At 60.0% G+C, this 21708-nt stretch carries 14 protein-coding genes, 2 tRNA genes and 3 rRNA genes; 11 read left to right on the top strand and 8 right to left on the bottom strand.

Features of this window, described 5'->3' with window-relative positions; translation table 11 throughout:
• The first annotated feature begins 247 nt into the window (after nt 1–247).
• The 11 genes from DJ563_RS00005 (at nt 248) to DJ563_RS00055 (ending at nt 13402) form a co-directional block, all read left to right on the top strand.
• Nucleotides 248–1784, top strand: a 16S ribosomal RNA gene (locus DJ563_RS00005).
• Nucleotides 1785–1870: 86 nt separating this feature from the next.
• Nucleotides 1871–1947 (top strand) — tRNA-Ile (locus DJ563_RS00010).
• Between the two features lie 26 nt (nt 1948–1973).
• Nucleotides 1974–2049, top strand: a tRNA-Ala gene (locus DJ563_RS00015).
• A gap of 244 nt (nt 2050–2293) precedes the next feature.
• A 23S ribosomal RNA gene (locus tag DJ563_RS00020) occupies nt 2294–5186 on the top strand.
• A gap of 132 nt (nt 5187–5318) precedes the next feature.
• Nucleotides 5319–5434: ribosomal RNA gene (gene rrf / locus DJ563_RS00025) — 5S ribosomal RNA — on the top strand.
• The 16S, 23S and 5S rRNA genes sit together here with 2 tRNA genes alongside, the layout of an rRNA operon.
• A 289-nt stretch (nt 5435–5723) precedes the next feature.
• Nucleotides 5724–7367 carry an acetolactate synthase large subunit gene (locus DJ563_RS00030; RefSeq protein ID WP_033699916.1) on the top strand — a complete coding sequence of 548 codons (1644 nt, stop codon included), beginning with the start codon at nt 5724–5726 and terminating at the stop codon, nt 7365–7367.
• 178 nt (nt 7368–7545) lie between these two features.
• Nucleotides 7546–8088 (top strand): UPF0149 family protein, encoded by a 543-nt coding sequence (locus DJ563_RS00035; protein ID WP_227696387.1) that lies wholly within the window; start codon nt 7546–7548, stop codon nt 8086–8088.
• A gap of 161 nt (nt 8089–8249) precedes the next feature.
• Entirely contained in the window at nt 8250–8879 is a 630-nt protein-coding gene (locus tag DJ563_RS00040) for a glutathione S-transferase family protein (RefSeq protein ID WP_274099923.1), read from the top strand.
• A gap of 26 nt (nt 8880–8905) precedes the next feature.
• Entirely contained in the window at nt 8906–10936 is a 2031-nt protein-coding gene (locus DJ563_RS00045; protein WP_434518622.1) for a pyridoxamine 5'-phosphate oxidase family protein, read from the top strand.
• An 81-nt stretch (nt 10937–11017) separates the two neighbouring features.
• A complete protein-coding gene (locus tag DJ563_RS00050) occupies nt 11018–11914 on the top strand; it encodes a LysR family transcriptional regulator (RefSeq protein WP_274099925.1) in 897 nt (298 codons plus the stop codon).
• A 192-nt stretch (nt 11915–12106) separates the two neighbouring features.
• Nucleotides 12107–13402 (top strand): MFS transporter, encoded by a 1296-nt coding sequence (locus tag DJ563_RS00055; protein ID WP_434518623.1) that lies wholly within the window; start codon nt 12107–12109, stop codon nt 13400–13402.
• A gap of 48 nt (nt 13403–13450) precedes the next feature.
• Here DJ563_RS00055 and DJ563_RS00060 read toward each other — a convergent pair whose 3' ends face one another.
• From DJ563_RS00060 to DJ563_RS00095, 8 genes are all read right to left on the bottom strand, one after another.
• Nucleotides 13451–14320 (bottom strand): aldose 1-epimerase, encoded by an 870-nt coding sequence (locus DJ563_RS00060; protein ID WP_434518624.1) that lies wholly within the window; start codon nt 14318–14320, stop codon nt 13451–13453.
• A 25-nt stretch (nt 14321–14345) separates the two neighbouring features.
• Complete coding sequence (locus tag DJ563_RS00065; RefSeq protein ID WP_186658251.1) at nt 14346–15269, bottom strand: EamA family transporter; 924 nt, start codon at nt 15267–15269, stop codon at nt 14346–14348.
• A 51-nt stretch (nt 15270–15320) separates the two neighbouring features.
• Nucleotides 15321–16601 carry a TRAP transporter large permease gene (locus DJ563_RS00070; RefSeq protein WP_434518625.1) on the bottom strand — a complete coding sequence of 427 codons (1281 nt, stop codon included), beginning with the start codon at nt 16599–16601 and terminating at the stop codon, nt 15321–15323.
• Nucleotides 16602–17129, bottom strand: a complete 528-nt coding sequence (locus DJ563_RS00075) for a TRAP transporter small permease (protein ID WP_033699895.1) — start codon at nt 17127–17129, stop codon at nt 16602–16604. It abuts the gene before it with no gap.
• Between the two features lie 66 nt (nt 17130–17195).
• Nucleotides 17196–18167: a TRAP transporter substrate-binding protein gene (locus tag DJ563_RS00080; protein WP_033699894.1), complete on the bottom strand. Its 972-nt coding sequence runs from the start codon at nt 18165–18167 to the stop codon at nt 17196–17198.
• 65 nt (nt 18168–18232) lie between these two features.
• The gene (locus DJ563_RS00085; RefSeq protein ID WP_274099928.1) at nt 18233–19111 is read right to left on the bottom strand and encodes a glucurono-1,5-lactonase; all 879 of its coding nucleotides are present in this window, start codon (nt 19109–19111) and stop codon (nt 18233–18235) included.
• Between the two features lie 25 nt (nt 19112–19136).
• Entirely contained in the window at nt 19137–19943 is an 807-nt protein-coding gene (locus DJ563_RS00090; RefSeq protein ID WP_274099929.1) for an NAD-dependent epimerase/dehydratase family protein, read from the bottom strand.
• A gap of 255 nt (nt 19944–20198) precedes the next feature.
• Nucleotides 20199–21437 (bottom strand): OprD family porin, encoded by a 1239-nt coding sequence (locus DJ563_RS00095; RefSeq protein ID WP_227696385.1) that lies wholly within the window; start codon nt 21435–21437, stop codon nt 20199–20201.
• Between the last annotated feature and the right edge of the window lie 271 nt (nt 21438–21708).

Raw genomic sequence — 21708 nt, forward strand, 5'->3', positions numbered from 1 at the left:
AAAAAACTTCAAAATAAACGCTTGACAGCAAATGAGGAAAGCGTAGAATGCGCCCCTCGGTTGAGACGAAAAGCTCTTAACCAACCGCTCTTTAACAAATTGAATCAAGCAATTCGTGTGGGTGCTTGTGAGTATGGACTGATAGTCACAAAGATTATCAGCATCACAAGTGACCATGCGAGAAATCACATAGTCATTTGAGATTGCTGAGCCAAGTTTAGGGTTTCTTAAAAACCCAAGCAGTATTGAACTGAAGAGTTTGATCATGGCTCAGATTGAACGCTGGCGGCAGGCCTAACACATGCAAGTCGAGCGGATGAGAAGAGCTTGCTCTTCGATTCAGCGGCGGACGGGTGAGTAATGCCTAGGAATCTGCCTGATAGTGGGGGACAACGTTTCGAAAGGAACGCTAATACCGCATACGTCCTACGGGAGAAAGCAGGGGACCTTCGGGCCTTGCGCTATCAGATGAGCCTAGGTCGGATTAGCTAGTTGGTGGGGTAATGGCTCACCAAGGCGACGATCCGTAACTGGTCTGAGAGGATGATCAGTCACACTGGAACTGAGACACGGTCCAGACTCCTACGGGAGGCAGCAGTGGGGAATATTGGACAATGGGCGAAAGCCTGATCCAGCCATGCCGCGTGTGTGAAGAAGGTCTTCGGATTGTAAAGCACTTTAAGTTGGGAGGAAGGGCAGTAAGCGAATACCTTGCTGTTTTGACGTTACCGACAGAATAAGCACCGGCTAACTCTGTGCCAGCAGCCGCGGTAATACAGAGGGTGCAAGCGTTAATCGGAATTACTGGGCGTAAAGCGCGCGTAGGTGGTTTGTTAAGTTGAATGTGAAAGCCCCGGGCTCAACCTGGGAACTGCATCCAAAACTGGCAAGCTAGAGTACGGTAGAGGGTGGTGGAATTTCCTGTGTAGCGGTGAAATGCGTAGATATAGGAAGGAACACCAGTGGCGAAGGCGACCACCTGGACTGGTACTGACACTGAGGTGCGAAAGCGTGGGGAGCAAACAGGATTAGATACCCTGGTAGTCCACGCCGTAAACGATGTCAACTAGCCGTTGGAATCCTTGAGATTTTAGTGGCGCAGCTAACGCATTAAGTTGACCGCCTGGGGAGTACGGCCGCAAGGTTAAAACTCAAATGAATTGACGGGGGCCCGCACAAGCGGTGGAGCATGTGGTTTAATTCGAAGCAACGCGAAGAACCTTACCAGGCCTTGACATGCAGAGAACTTTCCAGAGATGGATTGGTGCCTTCGGGAACTCTGACACAGGTGCTGCATGGCTGTCGTCAGCTCGTGTCGTGAGATGTTGGGTTAAGTCCCGTAACGAGCGCAACCCTTGTCCTTAGTTACCAGCACGTTATGGTGGGCACTCTAAGGAGACTGCCGGTGACAAACCGGAGGAAGGTGGGGATGACGTCAAGTCATCATGGCCCTTACGGCCTGGGCTACACACGTGCTACAATGGTCGGTACAGAGGGTTGCCAAGCCGCGAGGTGGAGCTAATCTCACAAAACCGATCGTAGTCCGGATCGCAGTCTGCAACTCGACTGCGTGAAGTCGGAATCGCTAGTAATCGCGAATCAGAATGTCGCGGTGAATACGTTCCCGGGCCTTGTACACACCGCCCGTCACACCATGGGAGTGGGTTGCACCAGAAGTAGCTAGTCTAACCTTCGGGAGGACGGTTACCACGGTGTGATTCATGACTGGGGTGAAGTCGTAACAAGGTAGCCGTAGGGGAACCTGCGGCTGGATCACCTCCTTAATCGACGACATCAGCCTGCTGATGAGCTCCCACACGAATTGCTTGATTCTTTGTATAAAGACGATGCTGTAACGCGACCCTGTTATAGGTCTGTAGCTCAGTTGGTTAGAGCGCACCCCTGATAAGGGTGAGGTCGGCAGTTCAAATCTGCCCAGACCTACCAATTACTTGGTGCGGCCTACAAAATACGGGGCCATAGCTCAGCTGGGAGAGCGCCTGCCTTGCACGCAGGAGGTCAGCGGTTCGATCCCGCTTGGCTCCACCACTCTTCAGGTTTCGCAGCACTGCTCAGAACTTAGAAATGAACATTCGGTGATGAATGTTGATTTCTGGCTTTTGTCAGATCGTTCTTTAAAAATTCGGATATGTGATAGAAATAGACTGAACACTACTTTCACTGGTAGTGGATCAGGCTAAGGTAAAATTTGTGATTTGCTCTTAATCGAGCAGCATGCGAATTTTCGGCGAATGTCGTCTTCACAGTATAACCAGATTGCTTGGGGTTATATGGTCAAGTGAAGAAGCGCATACGGTGGATGCCTTGGCAGTCAGAGGCGATGAAAGACGTGGTAGCCTGCGATAAGCTTTGGGGAGTCGGCAAACAGACTGTGATCCAGAGATCTCTGAATGGGGGAACCCACTCAGCATAAGCTGAGTATCTTGTACTGAATACATAGGTGCAAGAGGCGAACCAGGGGAACTGAAACATCTAAGTACCCTGAGGAAAAGAAATCAACCGAGATTCCCTTAGTAGTGGCGAGCGAACGGGGACCAGCCCTTAAGTTGGTTTGAGATTAGTGGAACGCTCTGGAAAGTGCGGCCATAGTGGGTGATAGCCCCGTACACGAAAATCTCTTATCAATGAAATCGAGTAGGACGGAGCACGAGAAACTTTGTCTGAATATGGGGGGACCATCCTCCAAGGCTAAATACTACTGACTGACCGATAGTGAACTAGTACCGTGAGGGAAAGGCGAAAAGAACCCCGGAGAGGGGAGTGAAATAGATCCTGAAACCGTATGCGTACAAGCAGTGGGAGCCTACTTTGTTAGGTGACTGCGTACCTTTTGTATAATGGGTCAGCGACTTATATTCAGTGGCGAGCTTAACCGAATAGGGGAGGCGTAGCGAAAGCGAGTCTTAATAGGGCGTTTAGTCGCTGGGTATAGACCCGAAACCGGGCGATCTATCCATGGGCAGGTTGAAGGTTAGGTAACACTGACTGGAGGACCGAACCGACTACCGTTGAAAAGTTAGCGGATGACCTGTGGATCGGAGTGAAAGGCTAATCAAGCTCGGAGATAGCTGGTTCTCCTCGAAAGCTATTTAGGTAGCGCCTCATGTATCACTGTAGGGGGTAGAGCACTGTTTCGGCTAGGGGGTCATCCCGACTTACCAAACCGATGCAAACTCCGAATACCTACAAGTGCCGAGCATGGGAGACACACGGCGGGTGCTAACGTCCGTCGTGAAAAGGGAAACAACCCAGACCGTCAGCTAAGGTCCCAAAGTCATGGTTAAGTGGGAAACGATGTGGGAAGGCTTAGACAGCTAGGAGGTTGGCTTAGAAGCAGCCACCCTTTAAAGAAAGCGTAATAGCTCACTAGTCGAGTCGGCCTGCGCGGAAGATGTAACGGGGCTCAAACCATGCACCGAAGCTACGGGTATCATCTTATGATGATGCGGTAGAGGAGCGTTCTGTAAGCCTGTGAAGGTGAGTTGAGAAGCTTGCTGGAGGTATCAGAAGTGCGAATGCTGACATGAGTAACGACAATGGGAGTGAAAAACTCCCACGCCGAAAGACCAAGGTTTCCTGCGCAACGTTAATCGACGCAGGGTTAGTCGGTCCCTAAGGCGAGGCTGAAAAGCGTAGTCGATGGAAAACAGGTTAATATTCCTGTACTTGCAGTTATTGCGATGGAGGGACGGAGAAGGCTAGGCCAGCTTGGCGTTGGTTGTCCAAGTTTAAGGTGGTAGGCTGAAATCTTAGGCAAATCCGGGATTTCAAGGCCGAGAGCTGATGACGAGTTGCCATTAGGCGACGAAGTGGTTGATGCCATGCTTCCAAGAAAAGCTCCTAAGCTTCAGATAACTGGGAACCGTACCCCAAACCGACACAGGTGGTTAGGTAGAGAATACCAAGGCGCTTGAGAGAACTCGGGTGAAGGAACTAGGCAAAATGGCACCGTAACTTCGGGAGAAGGTGCGCCGGCGAGGGTTAAGGACTTGCTCCGTAAGCCCATGCCGGTCGAAGATACCAGGCCGCTGCGACTGTTTATTAAAAACACAGCACTCTGCAAACACGAAAGTGGACGTATAGGGTGTGACGCCTGCCCGGTGCCGGAAGGTTAATTGATGGGGTTAGCGCAAGCGAAGCTCTTGATCGAAGCCCCGGTAAACGGCGGCCGTAACTATAACGGTCCTAAGGTAGCGAAATTCCTTGTCGGGTAAGTTCCGACCTGCACGAATGGCGTAACGATGGCGGCGCTGTCTCCACCCGAGACTCAGTGAAATTGAAATCGCTGTGAAGATGCAGTGTATCCGCGGCTAGACGGAAAGACCCCGTGAACCTTTACTATAGCTTTGCACTGGACTTTGAATTTGCTTGTGTAGGATAGGTGGGAGGCTTTGAAGTGGGGACGCCAGTTCTCATGGAGCCATCCTTGAAATACCACCCTGGCAACTTTGAGGTTCTAACTCAGGTCCGTTATCCGGATCGAGGACAGTGTATGGTGGGTAGTTTGACTGGGGCGGTCTCCTCCCAAAGAGTAACGGAGGAGTACGAAGGTGCGCTCAGACCGGTCGGAAATCGGTCGTAGAGTATAAAGGCAAAAGCGCGCTTGACTGCGAGACAAACACGTCGAGCAGGTACGAAAGTAGGTCTTAGTGATCCGGTGGTTCTGTATGGAAGGGCCATCGCTCAACGGATAAAAGGTACTCCGGGGATAACAGGCTGATACCGCCCAAGAGTTCATATCGACGGCGGTGTTTGGCACCTCGATGTCGGCTCATCACATCCTGGGGCTGAAGCCGGTCCCAAGGGTATGGCTGTTCGCCATTTAAAGTGGTACGCGAGCTGGGTTTAGAACGTCGTGAGACAGTTCGGTCCCTATCTGCCGTGGACGTTTGAGATTTGAGAGGGGCTGCTCCTAGTACGAGAGGACCGGAGTGGACGAACCTCTGGTGTTCCGGTTGTCACGCCAGTGGCATTGCCGGGTAGCTATGTTCGGAAGAGATAACCGCTGAAAGCATCTAAGCGGGAAACTTGCCTCAAGATGAGATCTCACTGGGATCTAGAATCCCCTAAAGGGCCGTCGAAGACTACGACGTTGATAGGTTGGGTGTGTAAGCGCTGTGAGGCGTTGAGCTAACCAATACTAATTGCCCGTGAGGCTTGACCATATAACACCCAAGCAATTTGCTCATGCAGATTGCGGTGGTGAAGACACACGAACCGAAAGTTCGAATGCACATCACAAATCACATATCCGAATTCGCTAGGCTGTCCATCTGGACGTTCTGGCAACAGAATTTCTTGACGACCATAGAGCATTGGAACCACCTGATCCCATCCCGAACTCAGTAGTGAAACGATGCATCGCCGATGGTAGTGTGGGGTCTCCCCATGTGAGAGTAGGTCATCGTCAAGATTCATTTCGCAAAACCCCTATCTGCGCAAGCAGGTAGGGGTTTTGTCTTTCTGGCGTTTTTATAGCTATAGCCCTGTCTCCAGGCAAAGATGTTTTGTCCGTCCTGTACCTCTTCAACTGCGCTCAAGGGTGCGACAATTAATCCTGTTCGTACACGTGACTTTGCCCTGCCTAGCCTGCGTCAAGACTTAGGTTCGGGGCAACCTCGCGCCCGGATAGAGCGATGCCAGCGTGCCGTGCTGCGCATTTATGGACTTTCACCGTCCTATCACTTGAGGTAGAGAGCAAGATGGCCAAGGCCGCCGATGTCGTTGTGCAATGCCTGGAAAACGAAGGTGTCGAGTATGTGTTCGGCATTCCCGGTGAGGAGAACCTCGACCTGCTGGAATCCCTGCGCAAGTCGAAGATCAAGCTGGTACTGACCCGTCACGAGCAATCCGCGGGCTTCATGGCCGCTACCTATGGCCGCCTGACCGGCAAGACCGGCGTCAGCCTGTCGACCCTCGGCCCCGGCGCGACCAACCTGGTCACCGCCAGTGCCTACGCCTACCTCGGCGGCATGCCGATGATGATGATTACCGGCCAGAAGCCGATCAAGAAGTCCAAACAGGGCCGCTTCCAGATCATCGACGTGTGCGGCATGATGGACCCCATCACCAAGTACACCCACCAGTTCGCTTCGGCCGACAACATCCCTTCGCGCATGCGTGAAGCGTTCCGCCTCGCGGAAGAAGAAAAGCCCGGTGCCGTGCACCTGGAGCTGCCGGAAGACATCGCTGCCGAGCAGACCGATGCCATGCCGATCCCCCGCAGCCTGCACCGTCGTCCGCTGGCCGAACATGTGGCCATCGAAGCCGCCATCGAGAAACTGCGCACCGCGCGCAGCCCGATCCTGGTGATCGGCGCCGGTGCCAACCGCAAGATGACCGCCAAGGTCCTCAAGCAATTGATCGACAAGACCGGTATCCCGTTCGTCACCACTCAGTTGGGCAAGGGCGTGGTCGACGAGCGCAGCCCGCGCTTCCTGGGTAACGCTGCGCTGTCGTCCGGTGACTTCGTGCACCGTGCGATCGAAGCCGCCGACCTGATCATCAACATCGGCCACGATGTGATCGAAAAGCCGCCGTTCTTCATGGTCCGTGGCGGCACTGAAGTCATTCACATCAGCTTCCGCTCCGCCGAAGTCGATGCCGTGTACTTCCCACAGGTCGAAGTGATCGGCGACATCGCCAACGCCGTCTGGCAGATCGCCGAAGGCCTGGGCGACACCTCGCACTGGGACTTCACCCGCCTGATGGCCATCCGTGAAGCCAACGAAGCCCAAATCGCCGAAGGCGGCGACGACGACCGCTTCCCGATCTACCCGCAGCGTCTGGTGGCCGACATCCGTCGCGTGCTGCCTTCCGAAGGCATCGTGGCCTTGGACAACGGCATCTACAAGATCTGGTTCGCCCGCAACTACAAGGCGCACAAGCCCAACACCGTGCTGCTCGACAACGCCCTGGCGACCATGGGCGCTGGCCTGCCGTCGGCCATGGCGGCGCACCTCGTGTACCCGGACCGCCCAGTGATCTCGGTGTGTGGCGACGGCGGCTTCATGATGAACAGCCAGGAGCTGGAAACTGCAGTCCGTCTGGGCATGCACGTTACCGTGGTGATTCTGCGTGACGACGGCTACGGCATGATCCGCTGGAAGCAGGCGAACATGGGTTTCACCGATTTCGGCCTGGACTACGGCAACCCGGACTTCGTGAAATACGCCGAAGCCTACGGTGCCAATGGCCACCGCGTGGATAGCGCCGAAGGCTTGCTGCCGCTGCTCGAGCACTGCATCAAGACCCCAGGTGTGCACGTGATCGACTGCCCGGTCGACTACAGCGAGAACGACCGCATCCTCAACAGCGAGCTGCGTGAGCGCGCGCTGGCGGTATAAAGCTTGACCGCCTGTTCGCGGGCAAGCTCACGCTCACAGGATTACAACTTGCCCAAGGGCGGTGTATTCCATGTGAGCGCGGGCTTGCCCGCGAATGCTTTGCGGCAGGCAACAAATACTTCGATCCATTTCCTCATGTGCTAGGGTGCAGGCCAAATCTTCACCCTAGGATCCCCACATGCTCCGCGCGCTCAGCGAAAAAGAACTCCACCGCCTTGAAGACCTGCTGATCACTTACGGCAACGATTATTCGGTGATCAACCTGGCCGAGCTCAATGGCTTTTTCACCGCCCTTGCCAGCTCGCCGGTCACTGTCCACCCCGAGCAATGGTTACCTGCCGTTGCAGGTGGCAAGGTGCCAAACTTCAAGAAGCCTGCGCATGAAGAGGCCTACACGGCGCTGATGTTGCGTTATGCCAGCCAGGTGGCGGAAGAGCTCGCTGACAACGTCGATCACTTCGAGCCGGTATTCGAAGAAGGTGAAGACGGGGTGATCATCATGGAGGAGTGGTGCTTCGGTTACATGCGCGGCACTCAGGTCGCTGCCTGGAGCGAGTTGCCTGCGGAGCAGGATCCCCTGCTCAAAGCGATCTCGCTGCACGGCCTCGAAGACAATTTCGAGTTGCTCGACCAAATGAGCGAGGACGACATTCAAGCCTGTGTCCCCCATGTAATCGACGCGGCACGCGCGTTGTACCGCTTCCATCGTCAGCGTCATTGAAGCGACCGCATCCCCTGTAGAAGCGGCCTGATGTCGCTTCTACCCTTATTGTTTCGCTGTGCGAAATTATCGTTTCCCTCCCGCGCTAATTCTGCTGCCTGTCGAATCAGTTCAACATGGCCTGTATCAGCCCATTCCGGTGCTGTCCAGGAGCCAAGCCCATGTCGAACCCAATCAAACTCTACAACTTCCCCAAGTCCGGCCACGCCCACCGCATTGAGCTGATGCTCTCGCTGCTGAACCTGCCCACCGAGCTGGTCTTCGTCGACCTGGCCAAGGGTGCACACAAGCAGCCCGAGTTCCTTGCCCTCAACCCGTTCGGCCAAGTCCCCGTCATCGATGACAACGGCACGGTCGTCGCCGACTCGAATGCCATCCTCGTGTACCTGGCCAAGCAGTACGACAACGGCACCTGGTTGCCCGAGGACCCCGCAGCCGCAGCCCGTGTGCAACGCTGGTTATCGGTTGCAGCAGGGCCCTTGGCGTTCGGCCCGGCCGCCGCTCGCCTGGTCACGGTGTTCGGTGCTTCGTTCAACACCGATGAAGTCATCGGTCGTGCCCATACCCTGCTCAAGGTGATTGACGCCGAACTGGCCAAGTCCCCCTTCCTGGCTGGCAGCACGCCCACCATCGCCGACGTCGCCAACTACTCCTACATCGCCCACGCACCGGAAGGCAATGTCTCGCTGGAGCCATACGCCAACGTGCGCAGCTGGCTGGCGCGGGTCGAGGCGTTGCCAGGTTTCGTGCCGATGCCACGCACTGCGGCGGGCCTGCAAGCCACCGTTTAAGCCCAACCCTTCCGAGGAATGCCACCATGCATCAGCTCCCAGGCCATCGCTCGTCACCTTGGCACAGCGGTGAGAAAACCCTGCAGGAAAAGGTCGGTGTGTCGGAGCGCATGGAGGTGTTCGGGCAGAAGGTAATCCGCGACCACATGCCCGATCAGCATCGCGCGTTCTATCAGCAACTGCCGTTCATGGTGGCGGGCAGCGTGGATGCCTACGGCAAACCGTGGGCGACCCTGCTCGAAGGCCCGGAAGGCTTCGTCAGCTCGCCCCACCCGCGGCAGCTGATGATCGATGCGGACCTCAACGCAGATGACCCTGCCACCCAAGGCTTGGCGGGCGGGCAGGCGATCGGGCTGCTGGGCATCGAACTGCATACCCGCCGGCGCAACCGCATCAACGGCATGATCAGCCAGGCAACCAACGGCCAGCTGCAAGTGAGTGTGGAGCAGTCGTTCGGCAACTGCCCGCAGTACATTCAACGGCGCGACTACACCCGTATCGATGAGCCCGCACAAGGTCGCTTCGATGCGACAGCACTCGATGCCCGCGCCGTTGCCATGATCGAGATGGCCGATACCTTTTTCGTCGCAAGCTACGTCGACCACGAAGACGGCCAGCGTTCGGTGGACGTGTCCCACCGCGGCGGCCGGCCAGGGTTCGTCAAGGTCGAAGGCAACCGCCTGAGCATTCCCGACTACGCCGGCAACCTGCACTTCAACACGCTGGGCAACTTGCTGGTCAACCCCTTGGCTGGCTTGCTGTTCATCGACTTTGCCACGGGCAATGTACTGCAGTTGTCCGGGCGTGCCGAGGTGATACTGGACAGCCCTGCCATCACCGCCTTCGAGGGGGCTGAGCGGCTGTGGACCCTGGAGGTCGAGCGGGTGGTGTGGCGCCCGAAAGCGGTGTCGTTGCGCTGGGCGTTCCAGGAATACGCGCCGACCAGCCTGATGACCGGTACCTGGGCAGAGGCCGACACGCGCCTGCAGCAGCGCGAGCGCCAGCGCCAGTGGTTGGCGTGGCGCGTGGTGCGCTTGGAGCAGGAGAGCCGGGATATACGCTCCTTCTACCTGGCGGCAGATGCACCCGTGCAGTTTGCGCCGGGGCAGCATATCCCTGTGCGTATCGCGCTGGGCAGTGACGCCCCGCTGGTGCGTACTTACAGCGTCTCCAGCGCGCCGTCGGACGGCTACCTGCGCATCAGCGTCAAGGCCCAGGGCCCGGCCTCGCGCTATCTGCATGAACGCATCGCTGTGGGTGACCTGCTCGACGTGCGTCTGCCCATGGGCAGTTTTACCCTGGATGAGCAAAGCGAACGGCCGATCGTACTGATCGGCGCGGGGGTGGGCATCACCCCACTCATCGCCATGTTGCGCGAGCAAGTGGCCAAGCACCAGGCACGGCGTATTCACCTGTTTCACGGTGCGCGCAGCCTGGCGGATTTACCGTTCCAGCAAGAGCTGGCCAGCCTGCAGCGGCAGGCGGGCGCGCTATTGAGTCTGCACCGCTGCCTCAGCCAGCCTGAAGCAGGTGCCGTGCTGGGCCGCGACTACGAGCATGCTGGCCGGTTGGGCATCGAGCAGGTGAAGGCCACGCTGACGCTGGATGACTATGACTTCTACCTGTGCGGCCCCGCCCGTTTTACCCAGGACCTGTACGAAGGGCTGCGCACCGTGAACGTGCCCGACGCCCGCATCCATGCCGAAGCCTTCGGGCCCTCGACGCTCAGGCGGCACACCGATGACGACCAGCCTGTGCTGCAACAGCCGCCGGCTGCGAGCGAACCCGTGCCGGTGTACTTTGCCAGCTCGGCCAAGGAGGCGCGCTGGGCACCGGGCAGCGGGACCTTGCTGGAGCTTGCCGAGGCGCGCGGGCTGTCGCCGGACTTCAGTTGCCGGGGCGGTTCATGCGGCACCTGCAAGACCCGGGTAGTGAGTGGCCAGGTGCATTACCCGAACCCGCCAGCAGAAATGCCTGATGAGGGCACGGTGCTGATCTGCTGTGCAGTGCCGGCCAACGTGGGGGAGGGCGGGCAGGCCCTGGTGCTGGAACTTTGATGCGGTCTGCAAGGGCTCTTGCAGCAGCACAAAACCTGCTGATAACCGATAATCCCCCCACCCCTAGGCCCAGGAGCCGGCATGGACCACATCCACCTGATGAAGGTATTCGTCGCGGTCGGCGAGCTGGAAAGCTTCGCCGCCGCCGCCCGCCGGCTGGACATCTCGCCTGCGGCGGTGACGCGTGCCGTCAGTGCACTGGAAGAGCAACTGGGGGTCAAGCTGCTGCTGCGCACCACACGCAGCGTGCGCCTGACCGAGGCGGGCGGTCGCTACCTGGAAGACACCCGCCACATCCTTGCCAGCATCCTCGAAGCCAACGAGGCGGCCGCTGGCATCAACGCCACGCCCAAGGGCGATCTGGCCGTCACTGCGCCGATCCTGTTCGGCAAGAAGTTCGTCATGCCGTGCATCGTACGGTACCTGCAGCAGTACCCCGAAGTGGATGTGTCTGCCTACTTTCTCGACCGCATCGTCAACATGGTCGAGGAGGGCATGGACGTGGCCGTGCGCATCGGCCCGCTACCAGACTCGGGGCTGAAGGCACTGCGGGTGGGCAGGGTGCGGCGCATGCTCTGCGCCTCGCCCGACTACCTGGCGCGCCATGGCGTACCGCAGCACCCCTCGGATTTGCCGGGCCATGCGGTAATCGGCACCACCAACCTTTCGCCCCGGGCGGGTTGGCGCTTCGGCGTCACCGATGAACCGACCCTGGTGCGCATGAAACCTCGGCTGACAGTGACCAGCAATGACGGGGCGATTGCCGCAGCCAGCGGTGGGTTGGGGATTGCACGGTTGTTGTCTTACCAGGTGGCGGACGAGGTGGCGAGTGGGCAATTGCAGGTGATTCTTGCCGAGTACGAAGAGGCGCCCTGGCCGATTCATGTGTTGCACCGTGAGAGCAAATACGGATCGGCCAAGGTGAGGGCATTCATCGACATGCTGGCCCATGAGCTGCGGGCTCAAGGATTGGATTGAGGTCGTACAACTAGCCTTTTCTCTGCCGAAAGTATTTGTGGCTGGCGGCTTGATCAGCTCATGCATTGATAATTTATGTTGTACGACGACCTACGACATGGCAATCTTTCGCCTGAAACAAATTGTCTCAATTAGCCGCTGCCGGCCTTGAGCCAATCACCCGCACCTCTAAAAATAATATTCAGGTGAACCATGAAGATGAAAGGCATCCGTTGGTGGATGGTCAGCCTTGTCACGGCTGGGCTCGTCGTCAACTACCTCGCCCGCAATACCCTCTCGGTGGCTGCCCCCACCCTGATGACCGACCTCTCCATCACCACCGAGCAATACGCCAAGATCGTTGCTGCCTGGCAGGTGTGCTACGCCCTCATGCAGCCGATCGCTGGCTGGTTCATCGACTTCATCGGCACCAAGCTGGGTTTTGCCGTGTTCGCCATGGCCTGGTCGGTGGCCTGTGCCGGCGCTGCCTTGGCCACGGGCTGGCAGAGCATGGCGTTCATGCGTGGGCTGCTAGGCATGACCGAGGCGGCGGGCCTGCCCGCCGGCGTCAAGGCCACCACCGAGTGGTTCCCGGCCAAGGAGCGTTCGGTGGCCATCGGCTGGTTCAACATCGGCTCCTCGCTCGGTGCATTGCTGGCGCCTCCCCTGGTGGTGTGGGCAATCCTGCACAGTGGCTGGCAGCTGGCCTTCGTCATCGTCGGGGCGTCCGGCATCGTCTGGACTTTGCTGTGGATGCTGTTCTACAAGCACCCGCGTGATCAGAAGCGCCTGAGCAGTGACGAGCGCGACTACATCCTTGCCGGCCAGGAAGCACACTTCAAGGAAGAGAAACGTGAGAAGGGCGCCTGGAAGCGTATCTTCAAGACCCGCAACTTCTACGCCATCGCCTCGGCGCGGATTCTCTCGGAACCGGCCTGGCAGACCTTCAATGCCTGGATCCCGCTGTACCTGATGACCGAGCGGCACATGAACATCAAAGAAGTGGCGATGTTCGCCTGGCTGCCGTTCCTTGCCGCCGACATCGGTTGCGTGCTCGGTGGTTACCTGAGCCCGCTGTTCCACCGTTACTTCAAGGTGTCGTTGTTCACCTCGCGCAAGATGGTGCTGGTATTCGGTGCCAGCTGCATGATCGGCCCAGCGTGCATCGGCTTGGTGGAAAGCCCGTACACCGCGATCCTGCTGCTGTGTATTGGTGGCTTCGCGCATCAGACGCTGTCAGGTGCGTTGTACTCGATCACCTCGGACTCGTTCAGCAAGGACCAGGTGGCGACCGCCACGGGCATGGGCGGGATGTGCGGCTACCTGGGCGCGGCAGTGTTCACCTTGGTGTTCGGCATCCTGGTGACGCAGATTGGCTACAGCCCGCTGTTCGTGGTGCTGGCGGCGTTCGATATCGTGGCCGCGGTGCTGGTGTGGAAGGTCGCGCGGGAGGAGCGGGGGGCGTCGGATGACAGGCCTGCTGCGGTCGCGGCTGGGGCTCTGGCGTAAGGCGTGTGATGTTGGGGCTGCGCAGCAGCCCCACTGCAGGCAAAGCGGTTACAAGGCCTGGTATTGCATCCTGAAGCCCAGGCTCATTTCTTCACCCTGTTGCAGCAATCGCAAGCCTGGTCGCCCTGGCAGGTGGTGCGCATTGATCGGGTGGCTGACCGGTTCAAAGCAGAAGAACGCCTTGCCCGGTGGGCAGAACAACAAGAAGTGCTCGCAGCCACTGGCCGTGCAGGCCAGGGAATATCCCACGCTGGGCTGTTCGATCACGCAACTGCCAGGCCAACCCCCAAACGCATGATCGACACCCGTCGCTGGCAACGCGCCCGGCGCCTCGAAACACCAGTCTGCAGGCACCTCTGCCAGGTATGACGGCAGCCGGCCTTCTTCCGCCAGCCACACATGCTGCGCCGCAGCCTGTAGCCGGGTGTCGGGGTAGCGGGGGAAGTAAGGGTGCAGCCCCAGCCCGTACCAGGTGGCAGCTTCATCCAGGTGGGTAACATGCAAGTCAAGGTTCAGGCAGCCCTCATGCAGGTGCACATCCAGCGTCGCCCGGTAGGCAAATGGCAGCGTACTGTCGAGCGACAGCCGGGCGCGGCGCTCGCTGTGGTGGTCCACATGCCAGGCCTGCTGCCAGGCGCTGCCATGAATCGGGTAGGGGTCGTGGGCGGTGTTGGGCGGCAAGGCCAGCCAGCCCTCGGGCCGTGCGAAGCCCCCTTCGGCAATCCGGTTGGACCACGGCGCCAACGGGTAGCAGGCCAACTGCCGCGGCGTACCGCTGGCCAGCGCGGCCGGGTCGGAGTGGCGCAGTAGCGCCTGCCCGGTCGCCTTCACCTGCCAGTTGATCAGGCTGGCGCCCAGGTCGGGCGTGAGGCTCAATCGGGTCAGGTGGTCTTGCAGGTGCAGTTCGGTCACAGCCATCAGTGGCTCCTTCGAAAGTGTGTGGTCAGCTCGCCCGGCGGTAGGTCAGCAGCACGATGCCGCACACCACCACGGCCCCGCCGATCAACTGCAGGGTGCTCAGGCGTTGATCGAGCAACGCCCAGCCCAGCAGCAAGGTGGCGATCGGCTCGATATTCATCACCGGCGCGTTCTGCGCCATGTTCAGCCGTGGCACACAGACAAACAGCAGAGTAAAGGCCACGCCATACAGCACCACCAGGCTGGCCAAGGCCGCCCAGCCGCTGGCGCTGACGGGCATCGACAACCCCGACGGCATCACCCCGCTGACGCCGGCGACCAGCATGCTGGAGAACACGATCAGCAAGGTCAGCAGGCTGCGTACCGGGCCGCGCACGGCTGCCAGTTTGTGATCGGTGATCCACAAGGCGCAGGCGAAGACACATGCAGCGCAGAATGCCAGGCTGACACCCAGGGCCCAGTGCGGGTTGGCATCGCCACTGTCGGCCAGCCGTGCCGGCACATCCAGCGCCAGCACCAGGCCACAGAGGATCAGGCCCATGAACAGCACGGTACGGCCGGTCGGGCGTGCACCGCCCAGCGCCCAGCTAAGCAGTGCCAGCAACATCGGGAAGGTATTGCCCACCAGCAGCGCCAGTGCCACCGGAATGCGCGCCACCGCCGAATACAGGCACAGGCTCTGCGTGGCGATCAGCAGGCCGAGCAGCAATTGCCAGCGCCGTGTGCCCGCCGGCATGCCGAGTGCCTGGCGCTGCCACAGCAGCAGGCCAGCCAGGACCAGGAAGGTAATGCCTGAGCGGCAGAGGATCGCCAGCAGCACGCCGGTGCCGTCATCGAACGCGATGCGCGCGGCGATGTGGTTGGCGGCGAACGCGCACGCCAGCAGCGCCAGCAGGGCAATGGCCAACTTGCGCGGAAAGAGGGTTGCGACAGAAGAGGGGACAGCCATGTGCAGGATCCATTTGCAGAGAACGGGGCTGCAGCGCAGCCCCATTGGCATTTACAGCACGACGCTCGGCAGCCACAGCGATATGGCCGGGATGTAGGTCACGGCCATCAACACCATGAACAGCGCCAGGTAGAATGGCAGCAGCGCCTTCACCGTGGCCTCGATGCTCACCTTGCCGATGGCCGACCCCACGAACAGCACCGCACCTACTGGTGGTGTGATCAGCCCGACGCCCAGGTTCACCAGCATGATCATGCCGAAGTGCACCGGGTCCACGCCGATGCCGGTAATCACCGGCAGCAGGATCGGGGTAAGGATCAGAATCAGTGGCGCCATGTCCATCACCGTGCCCAGCAGCAACAGCATGAAGTTGATGCACATGAGGATCACATAGCGGTTGTCCGACAGGGTCAGGAACGCCGTGGTGATCTTCGAGGGGATCTGCATCAGCGTCATCACGTAGCCAAAGCTTGCGGCAAAGCCGATCAGGATCATCACGATCGAGATGGTGCGTACCGTGCGGTGCATCAGCTTGGGCAGGTCACGCCACTTGTAGTCGCGGTAGATGAACATGGTCACGAAGAACGACCAGACCACCGCCACGGCCGCCGACTCGGTCGCGGTGAACACGCCCGACAGAATACCGCCGAGGATGATGACCATCGCCATCAACCCCCACAGCGCCTCACCGGCGATTTTCAGGGCCTGGCGCAGCGGGATCACTTCACCTTTGGGGTAGTTGCGTTTCCTCGCGAAGATCAGGCACAGGCCCATCATCACTGCGCTCAGCAACAGCCCGGGCATGACCCCGGCCATGAACAGCGAGGCGATCGACACCGTGCCGCCGGCGGCCAGCGAGTACAGCACCGAGTTGTGGCTGGGCGGGGTCAGCAGCGCCTGCACCGAGCCACTGACGGTCACTGCGGTAGAGAACTCACGCGGGTAGCCCTTGCGCTCCATTTCCGGGATCAGCACCGAACCTACCGACGCGGTGTCGGCCACGGAAGAGCCAGAGATTGCGCCAAAGAAGGTCGAGGCCATGATGTTGACCAGCGACAGCCCGCCGCGCACGAAGCCCACCAGCACCCCGGCGAACGCCACCAGCCGGCGTGACATACCGCCTTCGGCCATGATCGCGCCTGCAAGCACGAAGAACGGAATCGCCAGCAGCGAAAACTTGTTAACCCCACTGGCGACCTGGATCATCATCGCCTGCAGCGGGATGTCGATCCACCAGGCGCCGATCAGTGCCGATAGACCCAGCGCATAGGCCACCGGCATGCCGATCAGGATCAGCGCGATGAAACTGCCCAACAGAATGAACGCATCCATTTATGCCGCTCCTTCGCTTTCTTCTACCTGGTCGAAGCGCACCGCCTTGCGGTTGCTCTGATCGCCCAGCAGGAGTTTTTCCAGCACGAACATCAACGTCAGCACGCCACCGACGGGGATCGGCGCGTACGTCATGCCCACCCGTACACCGGGCAGCGAGGCCAGCGACTGGTTCCAGGTGGTGATGCACAGCTTGGTGCCGTAGTAGGTCATGAACACGCACACCACGATCATCAGCAGTTGCACCAGCAGCGCGACCAGCTGGCGCTGCAGCGGTGGCAAACGGTCGGTGATCATCCCCACCGCCATATGCGCCCCGGCGCGGTAGCTGGCCGCGGCACCGACGAATGTGAACACCACCATCAGCAGGATCGAGACCGGCTCTGGCCAGCTGGAGCCGGTGCCCAGCACGTAGCGGGCGAAGATGCCCCACGGAATGATCAGCGTCATGGTCAGGATCGACAGGCCCGCGATCCAGATGCAGCTGCGGTACAGCGTGTCGTTCACGCTCAGGAAAAGCGATTTCATAGGCATCACCAAAGCGGCAGGGCGGCGGCCGCCGCACTGCCGAGGTCGTCTTGGAAGGGGCCGGTATTACTGGACGGCGTCGATACGCTTCATCAGGTCGGCGTACGGCGCGCCGTACTTCTCGCGCACCGATGCAGTGGCCTCGAAGAACGGTTTCTTGTCGACGGTGATGAACTCGACGCCTGCAGCCTTGAGCTTCTCTTCGCTAGCGGAGGACTTGGCGTCCCACAGCGCACGTTCTTCCATCTGCGCCTCACGTGCGACCTTTTTCACCAGTGTTTGCTGCTCGGCGGTGAGCTTGTTCCAGGTGGTCTTGGACATCACCACCGGCTCCGGCAGGATCAGGTGGCCGGTGAGGGTGTAGTACTTGGCACTCTGGAAGTGGTTGTGTTCGAGCAGGGTCGGCGGGTTGTTTTCGGCGCCGTCGATCACGCCCGTCTGCAGGGCGCTGAAGATCTCGCCGGTGTCCATGGCGATGCCGTTGCCGCCCATGGCGTTCATCATGTCGATGAACAACGGGTTGCCCTGCACGCGGATCTTCATGCCCTTGAGGTCTTCCAGGCTGCGTACCGGTTTTTTCGTGTAGATGCTGCGCGAGCCGCCATCCATCCAGGCCAGGGCCACCAGGTTGAATTCGGAGTTGGTGATCTTGTCGAGGATCTCCTGGCCGATGTCGCCGTCGATGATCTTGCGCATGTGCTCATGGTCGCGGAACACGAAGGGCATGTTGAACACATTCACATCCGGCACCACCGGGCCGACGATACCCAGGCTGACCCGAGTCATCTGCACGGCACCGATCTGCGCCTGCTCGATCACTTCCTTCTCGGAGCCGAGTACCCCACCGGCGAACATCTTGAAGGTGATTTCGCCATTGCTGGCGGCTTCGAGCTTCTTGCCCATGTTCTGTTCGGCGACCACGGTCGGATAGCCGGCCGGGTGGATTTCGGCGAACTTGATGTCCAGCGCGGAGGCCGGCATCGACAGGCTGAAGGCGAAGGGGAGTACGGCAAGGAGCAGCTTGCGTTTGAAGGTCATGTTGAAACTCCGTGGTTTTTATTATCCGGTTTCGTTTGTGCGAGCGTTGTTGGCAGTGCGGTTGCTCAGCCTCGGTAGGCGGGCTCCTCCAGGCCTTTGACGCCGAGTTCGAAGGCAAATACCCCACCGGCCAGCGGCTGGTCGGAGAGGTCGATGCCCGCAGGGCGGATCGAGGTGACGAACAGGGTGTCCAGGTTGGCGCCGCCAAAGGCGCACATCGCGGGTTTCTTCACCGGTACGTTCAGTGAGCGGTCGAGGCGGCCATCGGGGGTGAAGCGGTGGATCTGGCCGGCGTCGTTGCCGCAGATCCAGTAGCAGCCATCCTGGTCGATGGCGGCGCCGTCGGGGCGGCCAGGGAAGGCCTGCATGTCGACAAACAGGCGTTTGTTGTGGGGCGTGCCGCTGTCGATGTCGTAGTCGAAGACCCAGATCTTCTGCACGTTGGGGTGCGAGTCCGAGAGGTACATGCGCGTGCCGTCGGGGCTGAAGGCCAGGCCATTGGGCACGATCATGCCGTCTTGCTGCAGGTGCAACTGCCCTTCGCCGTCATGCCGGTACAGCGCCCCGACCGGAGCGCCTTGCGGCATGTCCATCAGCATGGTGCCAGCCCAGAAGCGGCCTTGGCGGTCGCAGCGGCCATCGTTGAAGCGCATGCCGCCCAGGGCATGTTCGACGCTATTGAGCAAACGGCTGTCGAGGCTGCCATCGGCCTGGGTTTCGAGGGCGAAGATGCCGCTCTCCATCCCTGCAATCCAGCCCTGTTCGGTGCGTGCGATGCAGGCCAGCATTTCGTCACCTTGCCAGGTGTGGTGGGCACCGTCAGGCTGCCAGCGATGCAGCTGGCGGGCGGGGATATCGACCCAGTACAGGGCTTGTTCGGTGGGGTGCCACACAGGGCTCTCGCCGGTACCGTTGCGGGCGTCGACGATCAGTTCGCAATTCATGGCCGTGCCTCCTGGCGCGCTGGGGTCAGTTGAACGGTCCGGCCACGGCGAAGGCGCCGCCCTGATAGACCATGCTCGGGTCATCGGCGGCAGGCGCCGGTTGCGCTTCGACCGCTTCGCGGAACACCTCGGAGGTGTCTTTGGGCTCATAGCCCAGGTGCGCGGCATGGCGGTTGTCCCACCACACGGTGCGGTTGTCGGAGGCGCCATAGACGACGGTGTGGCCGACGTCGGGCGTGAACAGCCCGCGCTCGATCAGTTGCATCAGGTCGTCGTAGCTGAGCCAGGTGCACAACATGCGCGGGTTCTGCGGTTGCGGGAACGACGAGCCGATGCGAATGCTCACGGTCTCGATGCCATAGCGGTCGAAGTAGAAGCTGGCGACATCCTCGCCATAGCACTTGGACAGCCCGTAGTAGCTGTCGGGGCGGCGCGGGGCGTGGGCGTCGATGCGCTCGTCCTGGCGGTAGAAGCCGATGGTGTGGTTGGAGCTGGCGAAGATGATGCGCTTGACCCCATGCTTGCGCGCCGCCTCGTAGACGTGGAACACGCCGCAGATGTTGGGGCCGAGGATGTCTTCGAAGGAATGCTCGGTGGACACGCCGCCGAAGTGGATGATGGCGTCTACGCCTTCGACCAGTGCATGCACAGCGGCTTTGTCGGCGAGGTCGCAGGTCACGACTTCTTCATGCGGGCCCGCGGCGGGCGCCATCGGGCTGATATCGGAAAGGCGCAGGACCTCGGCGTAGCCTTGCAGGCGTTCGCGAAGGACCTTGCCCAGGCCGCCTGCGGCTCCGGTGAGCAGCAGGCGATTGAGGGGGGTAGTGGTCATGGCCGGCTCATTGTTAGTTGTTGTAGGTTGTCGTATGACTGCGTTGATTATTGGCAGTGGCGTTGGCTGTTGTCAATGAGGCGTGTGCGGCTTCGCCTGGTTAGGTGGTCAACTGTAGGAGCGGCCTTGCGTCGCGAAAGGGCTGCGCAGCGGCCCCTAAACTCTACCGGCCCCGCCATTGCTGGGCCCGCTTTGCGGCCCTTTCGCGACGCAAGGCCGCTCCTACACAAGGCCGTTGCTACAGGGAAGCCTGGGTTACAACAGCGACAGGGGGTAGTTGAAGATCAACCGGTTCTCATCGAACTCGTTGTTGCTGTAATCACGGCGAATGCTCGAGTTACGCCACTTCACACTCAAGTCCTTGAACGCCCCGCTCTGGATCACATAGGCCAGCTCCGTCTCGCGCACCCATTCCTTGCCATCGGTAACCGCCCCTGTGTGCACATCCTGCCCGCTGATGTAGCGGTTCATCAATGTCAGCCCAGGCACCCCGACGGTGACGAAGTTGAAGTCGTGCCGCACCTGCCACGACCGCTCATTGGCGTTATCGAAGCTTGAGTTGTAGCTGTCGTTGGCCAGCGTCCCGCCGCTGGTGCCGTTGACCCGCATCCAGGTATCGCCATCGACCTTCTGCAGGCCGACCCAGAAGGTGTTGCCGCCATACTTGGCCGAGAACATCCCCGAATAGGTCTTGTTGTCCAGCTGCCCGGCACGTTCGGAGCCGTCTTCATCGCCATGGAAGTAGCCCAGGTTGGCACCCAGGGTCCAGTCACCCACTGGCTGGCTGTGGCTCAATTGAAGGTACTGCTGCTGGTAGACGTCCTTGAGCACTGCATTCCACAGCCCGACCAGCGTGCGGTCCTGGTTGAACTTGTATTCGCCGCCGACGAAGTTGAAGCGGTCCGACAGCCCACCGCCGTAGCTCATGTCCTCCATGCTCGCGTCGTTGCGCGGGCTGTTGCCACGGAACTGCCCGCCATACAGCGTCAGCCCGGCGATCTCGTTGGAGGTGACCTGCCCCCCGCGGAACGTCTGCGGCAGCGAACGGCCGTCGTCGGAACGCAGAATCGGCAGCACCGGCATCCATTCTCCGATCTTCAGCTCGGTCTTCGAGATCCGTGCCTTGCCTGCCACCGCCAGCCGCCCGTAATCATCGGCCGGCCGCCCATCGTCGTGGCGCGGCAGCAGCGCGGTGCCGTAGGTGCCGCCACCGCCATCGAGCTTGACCGACCACAGCCCCAGCACATCCACACCGAACCCCACCGGCCCCTCGGTGAACCCCGAGCGGGCATCGAGGATGAAGCTCTGCGTCCATTCCTCGGCCTTGCTTTGCGGGTTGCTGGGGTTGGTGAAGTTGCGGTTGATGTAGAAGTTGCGCAGGCCGAGCGTGGCCTTGGAGTCTTCGATGAAGCCCGCCGCCACGCTGGTGCCCGGCAGGCTCCCGAGCATGCCGGCGCCCAGCAGGGCAAAGGGTAGGGTTTGGCAGATTTTCATTATTGTTGTGCTCCACAAAAGGGTGTGGCAGCCCGTCCACCGGGCACGCGCAAGCGGCCTGCGGCGAGGGCGGGTAGGTAACGGACCGGTCAGGGCCTAGGGGGTGAAAACGGGACAGGCGAGCGGCGAGGGTAGTGCGCGAGGTGTGTCGACATGGGATCTTCCACTGATTGTTGTTTTTGTTATGCGTTGTCGTACAACTTGAGCGATTTTTAGCAAGTGGGGAGGGGGATGTCAACGCTTTGTGGTGCGATGGTTTTGTGGAGGTACT

Source organism: Pseudomonas sp. NFX1, assembly GCF_051123555.1.
Classification (GTDB): Bacteria; Pseudomonadota; Gammaproteobacteria; order Pseudomonadales; family Pseudomonadaceae; genus Aquipseudomonas; species Aquipseudomonas capeferrum.